The 13,267-nt window shown below is 68.3% G+C and carries 10 protein-coding genes; 7 read left to right on the forward strand and 3 right to left on the reverse strand.

What is annotated here, in order from left to right; all coding sequences use genetic code 11:
- Positions 1–11 precede the first annotated feature (11 nt).
- From murB to lpxC, 6 genes are all read left to right on the forward strand, one after another.
- Entirely contained in the window at positions 12–956 is a 945-nt protein-coding gene (gene murB / locus M5E06_RS08250) for a UDP-N-acetylmuramate dehydrogenase (protein WP_252137808.1), read from the forward strand.
- On the forward strand, positions 953–1,900 hold the full coding sequence (locus tag M5E06_RS08255) for a D-alanine--D-alanine ligase (RefSeq protein WP_252137809.1): 948 nt from the start codon (positions 953–955) through the stop codon (positions 1,898–1,900). Before murB ends, M5E06_RS08255 begins: the two co-directional genes overlap by 4 nt.
- Positions 1,885–2,847 carry a cell division protein FtsQ/DivIB gene (locus M5E06_RS08260; protein WP_109073949.1) on the forward strand — a complete coding sequence of 321 codons (963 nt, stop codon included), beginning with the start codon at positions 1,885–1,887 and terminating at the stop codon, positions 2,845–2,847. The genes M5E06_RS08255 and M5E06_RS08260 overlap by 16 nt, the downstream gene beginning before the upstream one ends.
- A gap of 85 nt (positions 2,848–2,932) precedes the next feature.
- On the forward strand, positions 2,933–4,207 hold the full coding sequence (ftsA, locus tag M5E06_RS08265; protein WP_252138528.1) for a cell division protein FtsA: 1,275 nt from the start codon (positions 2,933–2,935) through the stop codon (positions 4,205–4,207).
- Between the two features lie 125 nt (positions 4,208–4,332).
- A complete protein-coding gene (gene ftsZ, locus M5E06_RS08270; RefSeq protein WP_252137810.1) occupies positions 4,333–6,270 on the forward strand; it encodes a cell division protein FtsZ in 1,938 nt (645 codons plus the stop codon).
- A 406-nt stretch (positions 6,271–6,676) separates the two neighbouring features.
- A complete protein-coding gene (gene lpxC, locus M5E06_RS08275; RefSeq protein WP_252137811.1) occupies positions 6,677–7,612 on the forward strand; it encodes a UDP-3-O-acyl-N-acetylglucosamine deacetylase in 936 nt (311 codons plus the stop codon).
- Between the two features lie 241 nt (positions 7,613–7,853).
- Here lpxC and M5E06_RS08280 read toward each other — a convergent pair whose 3' ends face one another.
- The gene (locus M5E06_RS08280) at positions 7,854–8,273 is read right to left on the reverse strand and encodes a bacteriohemerythrin (RefSeq protein WP_252137812.1); all 420 of its coding nucleotides are present in this window, start codon (positions 8,271–8,273) and stop codon (positions 7,854–7,856) included.
- A 217-nt stretch (positions 8,274–8,490) separates the two neighbouring features.
- Entirely contained in the window at positions 8,491–10,872 is a 2,382-nt protein-coding gene (gene ligA / locus M5E06_RS08285) for an NAD-dependent DNA ligase LigA (protein ID WP_252138529.1), read from the reverse strand.
- Between the two features lie 121 nt (positions 10,873–10,993).
- Here ligA and M5E06_RS08290 point away from each other — a divergent pair, with 121 nt between their 5' ends.
- A complete protein-coding gene (locus M5E06_RS08290) occupies positions 10,994–11,530 on the forward strand; it encodes a hypothetical protein (RefSeq protein ID WP_252137813.1) in 537 nt (178 codons plus the stop codon).
- 171 nt (positions 11,531–11,701) lie between these two features.
- Here the strand turns inward: M5E06_RS08290 and guaB are convergent, their stop codons facing one another.
- Positions 11,702–13,180, reverse strand: coding sequence for an IMP dehydrogenase (gene guaB / locus M5E06_RS08295; protein WP_252137814.1), 1,479 nt, complete (start codon positions 13,178–13,180; stop codon positions 11,702–11,704).
- Between the last annotated feature and the right edge of the window lie 87 nt (positions 13,181–13,267).

The following is a 13,267-nucleotide window of genomic DNA, read 5'->3' on the forward strand; positions in this document are numbered from 1 at the left end:
CAGCGCCCCGCATGAGCCCAGCTGACGGCCACCTGCCCAACGGCCATCTGATGTCACGGATGCCCGTTGTGCGCGGCCGGCTGACCGCCGACGCTTCGCTGGCGCAGGTGACGTGGTTCCGCGTCGGCGGCCCGGCCGAGGTGATGTTCCGCCCGGCCGACGCCGACGATCTGGCCGGCTTCCTGGCCGCCCTGCCGGCCGAGGTGCCGGTGACGGTGATCGGCGTCGCCTCCAACCTGCTGGTGCGGGACGGCGGCGTGCCGGGCGTCACCATCCGGCTCGGCCGCGGCTTCACCGATATCGCCGCCGACGGAATGACGCTGACCGCCGGTGCGGCGGCGCTCGACCTCAACGTCGCCATGGTCGCCCGCGACGCCGGGATCGCCGGGCTGGAGTTCCTCTCCGGCATTCCCGGCACCATCGGCGGCGCCCTGCGCATGAACGGCGGCGCCTATGGCCGCGAACTGGCCGACGTGCTGGTCTCCGCCACCGCTGTGGCGCGCGACGGTCGGCGGCTGGAGTTCAGCCATGCCGGCATGGGCTTCACCTACCGCCACAGCGCGGTGCCGGAAGACTGCATCTTCACCGGCGCCGTACTGCGCGGCGAGCTCGGCAACCCGCTGGAGATCGCGCGCCGCATGGCCGAGATCTCCGACAAGCGCGCCGACAGCCAGCCTGTCCGCTCCCGCACCGGCGGTTCGACCTTCAAGAACCCTGAAGGCCACAAGGCCTGGGAGCTGATCGACAAAGCCGGCTGCCGCGGCCTGTCCATCGGCGACGCCCAGGTATCGGAAAAGCACTGCAACTTCCTGATCAACAACGGCACGGCCACCGCCGCCCAACTGGAAGCGCTGGGCGAGGAGGTCCGCCGCCGCGTGTTCGAGACCAGCGGCGTGACGCTGGAGTGGGAAATCAAGCGCATCGGCGTTCCCGCCGCCGAAGGAGCCGCCCAATGACCGAAGCCTTGCTCCACGCCCACAAGAAGCATGTCGCCGTCCTGATGGGCGGCTGGTCGGCCGAGCGCGAGGTGTCGCTGGTCAGCGGGGCCGGCGTCGCCAAGGCGCTGGAGGAGGAAGGCTACCGCGTCACCGCCGTCGACGTGCAGCGCGACCTGGGCGGGTTGATGCACGCCCTGAGCAACCCGCGCCCCGACGTGGTGTTCAACGCCCTGCACGGCCGCGGCGGCGAGGACGGGACGATCCAGGGCGTGCTGGAGTTCCTCGGCCTGCCCTACACCCATTCGGGCGTCCAGGCCGCCGCCATCGCCATGGACAAGGCGATGACCAAGCGGGTGCTGGACACCGTCGGCATCCGCTCCCCCAAAGGCATGGTCCTGTCCCGCGGGGAAATCACCGGCGGTACCCACCCCATGCCGGCGCCCTATATCGTCAAGCCTGTGGACGAAGGCTCGACCGTTGGCGTAACCCTGGTCCGCGAGGGGCAGAACAGCCCGGTCGGTGATGCGTGGACCTTTGGCGAGCGTGCACTGATCGAGGAGTTCATCCCCGGTCGCGAGCTGACCGTGGGCGTCATGGGTGACCGCGCTTTGGCGGTGACCGAGATCGTCTTTCAGGCTCAGGTCTACGACTACACCGCGAAATACAGCGCCGGCCACGCCGTCCACACCATCCCCGCCGCGGTTCCCGAGGCGGTGGCGGAGGAGGCGAAGCGGCTGGCGGTGCTTGCGCACCACACCCTGGGCTGCCGGGGCGTGTCGCGCAGCGACTTCCGCTGGGATGACAGCCGGCCGGGAACGGACGGTCTGTACTTCCTGGAGATCAACAACCAGCCGGGCATGACGCCCCTGTCGCTGGTGCCCGAACAGGCCGCGCATGTGGGGATCACCTACGGCGCGCTGGTCGGCTGGCTCGTGGAGAACGCCGCATGTCAGCTCGCCTGATGGCCGACCCGGATTTTCGCGCCGCCGCCGCCGGTGCGCGCGCCCGGGACGAGATGCCGACCCCGCCGCGCGCCATGGCCGCGTCGGCACAGAAAGGCAAGCGGCGCCGGGCTTGGCCACGCTGGACCCGCTCCGCTGTCAAGGCGGCGCTGCTGCTGGTGCCGGTGCTGGGGCTGACCGCCGCCGCCGGCTCCGCCTGGAAGCGCGGCACCCTGGCCGACACGCTGGAGGCGGCGCAGGACAGCGTCATTCGGCTGACCGGGGATCTGGGCTTCCGCCTGTCGGAGATCCTGGTGGTCGGCCGCAGCGAGACGGAACGCGACGCCGTGCTCGACGCGCTGGGCGTGCGCCGGGGCGAGCCGATCCTGTCGATCGATCTGGCCGACGCCAAGCAGCGGCTGGAGGAGTTGCCCTGGGTGTCGTCGGCCTCCATCGAGCGGCGTCTGCCCGGTTTCCTCTATATCCAGCTTTCCGAACGCCAGCCGATGGCGATCTGGCAGCATGACCGCCAGTTCACCGTCATCGACCGTGCCGGCCGCCCGCTGGCCGACGCGGCGGAACTGGCGCGCCGCGGCAACCAGCGGATCGAGACGCTGCCGCAGGTGATCGGCGCCAACGCCCCGCAGCAGGTCCACACCCTGCTGTCGGCGCTGGACGGTGCGCCGACCATCGCGCCGATGCTGTCCTCGGCCAGTTGGATCAGCGACCGCCGCTGGAACCTGCAGCTCAGCAACGGCGTGACGGTGAAGCTGCCGGAAGGCACCGCCGACATGCGCCGGGCGCTGCGCCAGCTGGAGCAGATGCAGACGGCCAGCCGGGTGCTGGACCGCGACATCGTCGCCATCGACATGCGCCTGCAGGACCGCGCCGCGATCCAGACGTCGTCCACCGCCCAGCTTCCGGGCTGGGACGACGATACGAAGAAGAAGAACGGCAAGAAATCATAAGGCCGGTCGGCGGCAAGCTCTTGTGGGGAAGCGCTTATCGCCGGCAGACAAGAGTTGAAGGGAAGTCTTGGGGGGCATGTTCGGGATGGGATTCAACGGTGCCAAGAAGCCGAAGCGGCCGGCCCGTGGCGGGATCGTCACGGCGCTGGACGTCGGCTCGACGAAGGTGTGCTGCGTCATCGCGCGGATGGAGGAACCCGGCTCCCTCCGCGTGATCGGCGTCGGCCACCAGATCGCCACGGGCATCCGCGCCGGGACCATCATCGACATGGAGGCGGCGGAGACCTCGATCGGCGCCGCCGTGCATGCCGCCGAACAGATGGCCGGCGAGACGGTGCACGACGTCGTCGTCAACCTGTCGATGGGCAACCCCCGCTCCCACGCCTTCACCGCCACCGTCCCCGTTTCGGGCCAGGAGGTGACGGAGGGCGACATCCGCCGTGCCATGGCCCACGCCCGCACCCTGCAGGCCGGCCCCGATCAGGCGCTGATCCACACCATCCCGCTGAGCTTCACCCTGGACGGCATCCGCGGCATCCGCGATCCCAAGGGGATGAGCGGCCATACGCTGGGCACCCAGCTGCATGTGGTCACGGCGGCCAAGGGCGCCATTCTCACGCTGGGCGCCTGCGTCGCCCGCTGCCACCTGAACATCGAATCCGTCGTGGTCAGCCCCTTCGCCTCCGGCCTCGCCTGTCTGGTGGAGGACGAGATGGAGATGGGCGCCGCCTGCGTCGACATCGGCGGCGGCGGCACCACCATCTCGATCTTCGCCGAGGGCAATCTGGTGTGGACCGGCTTCGTGCCGCTCGGCGGACGCCACGTCACCAACGACATCGCCCATGGCCTGACCACGCCGCTGTCCCATGCCGAACGGCTGAAGGTGCTCTACGGCAGCGCCCGGGTGAACCCGGCCGACGAGCGCGAGATGATCGAGGTGCCGCAGATCGGCGAGGACGAGCGCAGCGGCAGCGGCACCGCCAGCCACCCGCGCTCCTTCCTGGTCAGCATCATCCAGGCGCGGATGGAAGAGATCTTCGAAGAGGTGCGCAGCGCCATCGAGCAGTCGGGCCATTCCAAGCTGGTCGGCCGGCGCGTCGTGCTGACCGGCGGCGCCAGCCAGCTGCCCAACACGCGCGACATGGCCGCCCCCATCCTGGACAAGCAGGTCCGCATCGCCCGTCCCACCCGGATCGCCGGCCTCAACGAGGCGCATGGCGGACCGGCCTTCTCGACGGTGGCGGGCCTTCTCCTACATGCCGTCCGCAACCCGACGGAGCTGACGGTGACCGGCCAAGAGGCGGTCGCGTCAACCGGGCTTCTCGGCCGCGTCGGCCTGTGGCTGCGGGAGAATCTGTAGATGACTCTCCCCGCCGCCGCCATTCACCGATTCCCGATCGGACAGACACCGGACACAACCGGGCGCCGGTCGCGGCATATCAAACATCAAACCCAACGAAAACAGGTTGTGGAGGCCTGAATAGAATGATCAACGTGACCATCCCCCAGATTGAGCCCGAGTTGAAGCCGCGCATCACCGTGTTCGGCGTCGGCGGCGCCGGCGGCAATGCCGTCAACAACATGATCAAGTCGAACCTGGAAGGCGTTGACTTCGTCGTCGGCAACACCGACGCGCAGGCGCTGAAGGGTTCCTTGTGCGAGAAGCGCATCCAGCTCGGCACCGGCACCACCCGCGGCCTGGGCGCCGGCTCCAAGCCGGATGTCGGCCGCGCGTCGGCCGAGGAGCAGATCGACGAGATCGTCCAGTATCTCGAAGGCTCCAACATGGTGTTCATCACCGCCGGCATGGGCGGCGGCACCGGCACCGGTGCGGCACCGGTCATCGCGCGCGCGGCCCGCGAGCGCGGCATCCTGACCGTCGGCGTCGTCACCAAGCCCTTCCATTTCGAGGGCGGTCACCGCATGCGGCTGGCGGAAGGCGGCATCGCCGAACTGCAGCAGTATGTCGACACCCTCATCATCATCCCGAACCAGAACCTGTTCCGCATCGCCAACGAGAAGACGACCTTCGCGGACGCCTTCAAGATGGCCGACGACGTTCTGCATTCGGGCGTGCGCGGCGTCACCGACCTGATGGTGATGCCCGGCCTGATCAACCTGGATTTCGCCGACATCCGGTCCGTGATGACCGAGATGGGCAAGGCGATGATGGGCACCGGCGAGGCCGGCGGCGAGCGCCGCGCCATCGAGGCCGCCGAGGCCGCCATCTCCAACCCGCTGCTGGACGACGTGTCGATGAAGGGTGCCCGCGGCGTCCTCATCAACATCACCGGCGGCTACGACATGACTCTGTTCGAGGTCGACGAGGCGGCCAACCGCGTCCGTGACGAGGTCGATCCCGACGCCAACATCATCTTCGGCTCGACCTTCGACAGCTCGCTGGACGGCGTGATGCGCGTGTCGGTCGTCGCCACCGGCATCGACGCCGCGGCGATGAGCAACCCGCGCACCCTGCATCCGGTCAACCTGTCGCTGGTCCCCGGCGACCGCGCCAAGAAGCCGGCCGCTCCCGGCAACCTGACTGGCGCCCCGGCTGCCCCGGCCGGCGCGCCCGGTTCGCCCATTCCCAGCGCCGCCATCGGTCTGCGCACGCCGCAGCCGGTCACCGCCGGTGCCGCCGCCATCCAGCACGACCCGGCCCAGCAGCAGCCTCACCCGCAGGCAGCCCAGCAGCATGCGGAGGCGCCGAAGCCGTCGGCCGGTCCGCTGCATGGCGAGAACCAGGGCGGCCACTTCTTCGCCCCAAAGCCGGCCGATGCCCCGCGCCAGCCGATGACCGTCGGCGCCGCGCCGCTGTCGACCCCGCAGCAGCCGGCTCCCCAGCAGCACGCCCCCCAGGCGCCGCAGATGCAGGGTCACCAGCAGCCGCAGCAGCATCAGCCGCAGCAGCCCGCGCCGATGGCCGCGCCGCAGCACCACCATGCCCCGCAGGGTCATCAGCAGCACCCGGGCGGCCTGTCCGTCGGTCCGGCCCCGGCCCCCGCGCCGGAACCGGCGCCGGCCCGCAAGGGCAACTTCCTGTTCGGTCTGGTGACCGGCCTCGGCCGCAAGTCCGAACCGGCGCACCCGCCGGCGCCCCAGCCCGTGCATCAGCCGGCCCCCCAGGCCTACCAGCCGCAGCAGGCTCCGCAGGCCTATCAGCCCGCGCCCCAGAGCTATCCGCAGCAGCAGCCGGCCTATCCGCAGCAGCCGCAGGCTCCCCACCAGGGCTACCCGGCGGGCCAGTATCCCACGGCCCCGCAGCAGCAGCCGGTCTACCCGCCGCAGCAGAGCGCTCCGCAGCAGGCTCCGGGCTATCCGGCCGCTCCGCAGCCGCAGGCTCCGGCCCCGCGGGTGGATGCCAAGCCGGGTGAGCAGGAGGAACTGGACATTCCGGCCTTCCTGCGCCGTCAGGCCAACTGAGCGGACGGACCCGCCTGGACGTGAACCGATCTTGGCCGCCGAACCCTTTCCGGCGGCCGGCCGATCCCGGCGAAAGCCGGAGATAACCGCCGTCGCCGCAGTCTCCTAATCGCGGCGCCGGCGGCTCCACAACCTGACCGAACCTTTCGGACCCCGGCGGCGCCCTCGTGCGTCTCCGGGGATTTTTTGTTGCCTCTTTCACGCAGGGCCAAGCTGATTGCTTGTATTGCAATCCACTTTTGCCCTGCAACAAACGGTAACAATGAGTGATTTGCCGATTTCCAACCTCGGGTGTTACCTATCAGCATGGTCGAAAGCGAACGCCGCCGACGTGATGATCTTCAAAGATCTTGCGGCGCGGCATTGCTGGGAACCTCTCCTTCACGACCAAGATGGAAAAGACATCGTGGCCAACAATCGCAGCAACGCGGACGGAATGTTCCAGCAGACCCTGAAGAAGTCGGTGACCATCGCCGGCGTCGGGCTGCATTCGGGCGTCATCGTCACGCTGACGATTTCGCCGGCCGATGCGAATTCCGGGATCACCTTCCTGCGCACCGATCTTCGTGGGGCCGCCGCCGTCATTCTGGCGCGCTGGGACACGGTGGTCGACACCCGCCTGTGCACCGTGATCGGCAACGAGCATGGCACCACCGTCGGTACGATCGAGCATCTGATGTCCGCGCTGGCCGGCTGCGGCATCGACAACGCCATCGTGTCGCTGGACGGCATCGAGGTGCCGATCATGGACGGCAGTGCCGCCCCCTTCGTCGCCGCCATCGAGCAGGCCGGCATCGCCGTGCAGAAGTCGCCCCGCCGCATCATCCGCATCCTGAAGCCGGTCGTCATCGGCGACGGCGTCAAGAGCGCCTCCTTCACGCCGGACGACGCCACCAGCTACAGCTTCGAGATCGACTTCGACAGCGCCGCCATCTCCCGTCAAGCCCGCGCGCTGGAGATCGACCCGGAGAGCTTCAAGGACGAGATCAGCCGCGCCCGCACCTTCGGGTTCCTGCACGAGGTCGAGGGGCTGCGCAAGATGGGCCTCGCCCGCGGCGGCTCGCTGGACAACGCGGTGGTTATCTCCGGCGACACGGTGATGAACGCCGAGGGCCTGCGCTTCAAAGACGAGTTCGTCCGCCACAAGATCCTGGACGCCGTCGGCGACCTGTATCTGGCCGGTGCGCCGATCGTCGGTCATTTCCACGGCGTGCGCTCCGGCCACGCGCTGAACAACCAGCTGCTGCGCGCTCTGTTCGCCGACCGCAGCGCCTGGCGTTACGAGACGGCGGTGTCGCTGCCGGTCGCACGCCGCGTCCTGGAGCAACTGGCGGTCGCCTGATCGCCACCGTCTTTCCTGAATGTCTGCCCCTGCCCTCTCCCACCGGGGAGGGCTTTTTCTTTGCACGCAACTCCCCTCCCCTGCCGACCTGGTGAGTCACGCAGAAGAAAAGCGCCCTCCCCTCTCGGAGCGGGCGCAGCGCGCAAATTCGGATGGTTTGCAGGCTTGTGAGTTGTTTCAGTATTTTAGGTAATTTTCTTTATGTAAAACCTTAGGCGCGCGGGAGACGGACCAGCCTCCCCTACTCCGCCACCGCCATCTCCGCCTCATTGCCGGCATACTCGCCGAAGCGGGTGTCTTCCTTCAGGATGTGCTTGCCCAGCCAGTCGGAGCAGAACAGGAACACCTCCTCGCCACTGATCCGACCGCCATCGGCGCGGAAATCGTCGCGGTAGCTTTCGACCTGTTGGGTCAGCCGGTCGTGCAGGGCCTTGTGCGCGGCGAAGGTCGGATAATTCAGCCGCTCCATCTGCGCCTCCTCCTCCGCGAAATGATGGCGGGTGTAGGCGATCAGTTCGTTGAGGATGGCTTCGATGAGGGTGGGGTCCTGGCGGTTGGCCTCGTCATACAGCTTGTTGACGATGGCGATCAGGACGCGGTGATCCTCGTCCAACGCGTCATTGCCCACGCTCATCCAGCGCGACCACTGAATTGGCTCCATGGCGTTTCCTTCGTCCCCCGTTTGCTCGGCGCCGGGTGGGCGGGTGCGGGCGTTGTCCGCCCGTCGGCACCGCCCTCCGCTGGAGGGTCGGGCCACCTGTCCGGCATGGTTTCGCTTTTCCTATAAGCGTTGTCTGATTTCACTCCCCCCATCCCCGTCCGTCAATCCGACCGAACGGGGATGCGACATTTTGGCGACCGTGGGACTCGGGATCAGGTCAGCCGCCGATCCTGGCCAGCCATTCGTCCTCGGTCAGGATCTCGACGCCCAGCTCCTTGGCCTTGGCCGCCTTGCTGCCGGCGTCGGCTCCGGCGACCAGATAGTCGGTCTTGCCGGAGACGGAGCCCGCCACCTTGGCGCCCAGCGACTCGGCGCGCGCCTTGGCCTCCGACCGGGTCATCCGCTCCAGCGTGCCGGTGAAGACCACCGTCTTGCCGGCGATGGGGGAGTTGCTGGCCTTCGGCATCTCGGCCTCCAGCACGGTCAGCCTTTCCATCAGGCCGTGGACGATGGCGAGGTTGCGCTCTTCGGCGAAGAAGCCGGCCAGTTCCTCCGCCGCGACCTCCCCCACATCGGGGGTGGCGACCAGATCGAGCCAGGGCTGACCCGGCGCCTGCCCGGCCGCACGCTCCATCGCCGCCCGCCACTCGGCCAGCGTGCCGTAGCGTTCAGCGAGCGCTTGTGCCGCCGGCTTCTTGACGCCCTTGATCCCCAACGAGGCGATGATGGTCTCCAGCCGAAGCGCGTCGTTGCCGGCGCCATCTTTGCCAGCATAGAAGTCCAGCTTCGCCCCGCATTCCGGATCGGCGAACCAGCCGATGATGGAGTCGGCGGTGGCGCGGCCAACGCCCTTCAATTCGTGCAGGTCGCGCCAGTCCTGGCCGGGCATCGCCCGTTCCGCGGCCAGCATGCCATCGACCCAGCCCTGCATGGTCTTGTACTGGCGTGCCAGCGACTTGGCCGTTACCTCGCCGACATGGCGGATGCCGAGCGCGTAGATCAGCCGGTGCAGGTCGATGCCGTTTCGGCGCTGCTCGATCGCCTTGAACAGGTTCTGGACCGACTTCTCCTTCCAGCCCGGCCGGCCGATCAGTTCGACACGGCCCTCCAGGGTGAAAATATCCACCGGCGACTTGATGAAGCCCTCGTCCCAGAACTCCTCGATGATTTTCTCGCCCAGCCCTTCGATGTCGAAGGCGTCGCGCGAGACGAAATGGCGGAGTCGCTCCTTGGCCTGAGCGGCACAGATCAGGCCGCCGGTGCAGCGGCGCACCACCTCACCCGCCTCGCGGATGGCGAGGCTGCCGCAGACCGGGCAGGTCTCCGGCGCCACATAGGGGATGGAGGTGGCCGGGCGCTGGGACAGCACCACCTCCACCACCTGCGGAATGACGTCGCCGGCGCGTTGGACCACCACGAGGTCGCCGACGCGGATGTCCTTGCGGGCGATCTCGTCCTCGTTGTGCAGGGTGGCGCGGCTGACGACGACGCCACCGACGGTGATGTCCTCCAGTTCCGCCACCGGGGTCAGCGCACCCGTGCGGCCGACCTGGATGGTGATGGCTTTCAACCGGGTCTGAGCCTGCTCGGCCGGGAACTTGTGGGCGATGGCCCAGCGCGGCGCCCGGCTGACAAAGCCAAGCCGCTGCTGGAGTTCCAGGCTGTCGACTTTGTACACGACGCCGTCGATGTCGAAGGGAAGGCCAGCGCGCCGCCGGCCGATGCCCTCGTAATAGGCCAGCAGCTTGTCCTTGCCGTCGCACAGCTCCGCCGGCCGGTTCAGTTGGAAGCCCCAGCCCTTCAGCCGCTCGCGAATGCTCCATTGCGTCTCTGCGATCGGTTCCGACACCTCGCCCAGCGCATAGCCGAAGAAGCAAAGCGGCCGGGACGCGGTGATGGAAGGGTCAAGCTGGCGCAGGCTGCCGGCCGCCGCGTTGCGCGGGTTGGCGAACAGCTGCTCGCCCTTCTCGGCACGGGCGGCGTTCATCGCCAGGAAGTCGTCGCGGCTCATATAGACCTCGCCGCGGACCTCCAGCACATCGGGGAAGGGCACCGGCAGGCGGTGCGGCACGTCACGGATGGTGCGGACGTTGGCGGTGACGTTCTCGCCCTCCGCCCCGTCGCCGCGGGTGGCGGCCAGCACCAGTTCGCCCCTCTCGTAGCGCAGCGAGCAGGACAGGCCGTCGATCTTCGGTTCCGCGACGAAGGTCAGCGGCGCATCGTCGGACAGGCCGAGGAAGCGGCGGACCCGGGCATCGAACTCCGCCACATCCTCCGGCGCGAAGGCGTTGCCGAGCGACAGCATCGCGACAGCGTGACGGACCTTGCCGAAGCCGGCGGCCGGCGCGGCACCGACCCGAAGGCTGGGCGAATCGGCACGCCGCAAGTCTGGAAAGCGCGCTTCGACGGCGAGGTTGCGGCGGACCAGCGCGTCATAGTCGGCGTCGGAGATCTCCGGCTGGTCCTGCTGGTGGTAGAGCCGGTCATGATGGGCGATCTCGGCGGCCAGTGCCGCCAGCTCCGCCGCGGCCTGGTCCGGCGTCAGAGCATCGACGGCGATGCTGCGGGGATCGGGCGGCGTGTCGAACAGGTCCTGCATGGCGCGTCTCATGACGAATCGGGGTCTTCCGAAGAAGGGCCGCGCAGGATAGCGCATCGGGCGACTGCGAGGGCAAGTCCCTATATACTGACCGGCACACCCTTCGGAGTCCGCTGGCCTGATGAGCAAAGCCTATCTGCCGGACCTGCGCATCGACGACCGCATGATCGTCGCCGCCGCGCTGGACCGCATCCTCTACGACGACCCCGACCATTTCGCAGCCGAGGACGCGCGCACCGTGCGCCGGCTGATCCCGCACAGCCGCTCCGCCTGGTTGCGGCTGGGCTTCCGTGCCGAGCGGCAGGGGCCGTCGATGAAGGGCGAGGCCGCCGGGATCGGCGATGTGCGGATGGAGGGCGACAAGAAGGTGGTGGAGGGCAGCGTCGGCGAATCGGCGACCTGGCGCTGCGGCCAGTACAAGATCACCAACCATGGCAGCGACCTGGAAATCTGGCAGGTGATGAGCGACGAATACGCGCCCGAGCCGAAGGGCGCCCGGCTGGAGTTCGACGAGAAGGGGGAGCCGGAACGGCTGACCTTCTTCCAGCCGCGGGATATCGAGCTACGGATTCCCTTCACCAGCCTCGCCGTCGGCGTGCGGCTGGGCGGGTGGCAGCCTTGGAAGCTGGTGACGGAGGGAGTTGGCGCGGCAGGGTGAGTTGCTGCGTGGGTTGCCCCCTCCCCATCCCTCCCCCGCTTCGCGGGAGAGGGGGCAGGACGCTTGTCAGCGTGATTTGATTCGCGAAGTCGCGGCAGTCCCCTCTCCCGCGAGGCGGGGGAGGGTTAGGGAGGGGGCATTCGTCAGCCGACGCCTACCCCCAACTTCACCTCAGCCCTGCCGGTAGTTCGGCGACTCGTTGGTGATGGTGATGTCGTGGACGTGGCTTTCGCGCAGGCCCGCGTTGGTGATGCGGACGAACTGGCACTTCTCGCGCATCTCGGCGATGGAGGCGCTGCCGGTGTAGCCCATGGCCGCGCGCAAGCCGCCGACCAACTGATGGATGACCGCCGACACCGGGCCCTTGTAGGGAACGCGGCCTTCGACGCCTTCCGGCACCAGCTTCATGGTCGAAACCTCCTGCTGGAAGTAACGATCCGCCGAGCCGCGCGCCATGGCGCCGACCGAGCCCATGCCGCGATAGCTCTTGTAGGAGCGGCCCTGGAACAGGATGACCTCGCCCGGGCTCTCGTCGGTGCCGGCGAACAGGCTGCCCAGCATGGCGACGCTGGCGCCGCCGGCGATGGCCTTGGCCAGATCGCCCGAATACTTGATGCCGCCGTCGGCGATCACCGGGATGCCGTGCTTCTCGCACTCGTCCACCACATCCATGACCGCAGTCAGCTGCGGCACGCCGACGCCGGCGATGATGCGGGTGGTGCAGATGGAGCCCGGACCGATGCCGACCTTGACGGCGTCCACACCGGCGTCGATCAGCGCCTTGGCCGCTTCGGCGGTCGCGACGTTGCCGGCAATGACCTGGGTGTAGCTCGACAGGGCGCGGGCGGCGCGGACCTGATCGAGCACCTTCAGCGAATGACCGTGCGCGGTGTCGACCACCAGAACGTCGACGCCGGCGTCGAACAGAGCCTCCGCACGGGCCAGACCGTCACTGCCGGTGCCGGTGGCGGCGGCGACGCGCAGGCGGCCCTTGCCGTCCTTGCAGGCGTTCGGATAGGCCTGCGCCTTCTCGATGTCCTTGACGGTGACGAGGCCGATGCAGCGGTAATCCTCGTCGACGACCAGCAGCTTCTCGATGCGGTGCTGGTGGAGCAGGCGCTTGCCTTCCTCCTGGCTGACGCCCTCGCGGACGGTCACCAGATCCTTGGTCATCAGCTCGCTGACCGGCTGCTTGGGATCGGTGGCGAAGCGGACGTCGCGGTTGGTCAGCATGCCGACCAGCTTGCCGCTGCCGAGCTGGTCGCGGCTTTCCACCACCGGGATGCCGGAGATGCGGTAGTCGGCCATCAGTTGCAGGGCGTCGGCCAGCGTCGCGTTCGGCGTGATGGTGATCGGGTTGACGACCATGCCCGACTCGAACCGCTTGACCTTGCGGACCTCTTCGGCCTGCTGCTCGATGGTCAGGTTGCGGTGGACGACGCCGATGCCGCCGGCCTGGGCCATGGCGATGGCGAGACGGCTCTCGGTCACCGTGTCCATCGCCGAGGACATCAGCGGGATGCCCAGCTCGATGGTCTTCGTCAATCTTGTCCGGGTGTCCACGTCGTTCGGCAGGACCGAGCTTTCGGCCGGAACCAGCAGCACGTCGTCGAAGGTCAGGGCTTCGCGGATTTTGGTGTCGCGCGCCATGTGTGAATCTCCCGGAAGATAAACGTGGCGCACTTATACACAAGACCATGGGCTTGTGAACCCGTGCGCACACAGCATCTGTTATGC

Origin of the sequence: Azospirillum sp. A1-3 (assembly GCF_023806445.1) — a bacterium.
In the GTDB taxonomy this organism is placed as follows: Bacteria; Pseudomonadota; Alphaproteobacteria; order Azospirillales; family Azospirillaceae; genus Azospirillum.

What these genes read in the sequence shown, in the direction of transcription:
- murB (WP_252137808.1), top strand. Translation starts at nt 12, where the DNA reads ATGAGCCCAGCTGACGGCCACCTGCCCAACGGCCATCTGATGTCACGG.
- M5E06_RS08255 (WP_252137809.1), top strand. Translation starts at nt 953, where the DNA reads ATGACCGAAGCCTTGCTCCACGCCCACAAGAAGCATGTCGCCGTCCTG.
- M5E06_RS08260 (WP_109073949.1), top strand. Translation starts at nt 1,885, where the DNA reads ATGTCAGCTCGCCTGATGGCCGACCCGGATTTTCGCGCCGCCGCCGCC.
- ftsA (WP_252138528.1), top strand. Translation starts at nt 2,933, where the DNA reads ATGGGATTCAACGGTGCCAAGAAGCCGAAGCGGCCGGCCCGTGGCGGG.
- ftsZ (WP_252137810.1), top strand. Translation starts at nt 4,333, where the DNA reads ATGATCAACGTGACCATCCCCCAGATTGAGCCCGAGTTGAAGCCGCGC.
- M5E06_RS08280 (WP_252137812.1), bottom strand. Translation starts at nt 8,273, where the DNA reads ATGGAGCCAATTCAGTGGTCGCGCTGGATGAGCGTGGGCAATGACGCG.
- ligA (WP_252138529.1), bottom strand. Translation starts at nt 10,872, where the DNA reads ATGCAGGACCTGTTCGACACGCCGCCCGATCCCCGCAGCATCGCCGTC.
- M5E06_RS08290 (WP_252137813.1), top strand. Translation starts at nt 10,994, where the DNA reads ATGAGCAAAGCCTATCTGCCGGACCTGCGCATCGACGACCGCATGATC.
- guaB (WP_252137814.1), bottom strand. Translation starts at nt 13,180, where the DNA reads ATGGCGCGCGACACCAAAATCCGCGAAGCCCTGACCTTCGACGACGTG.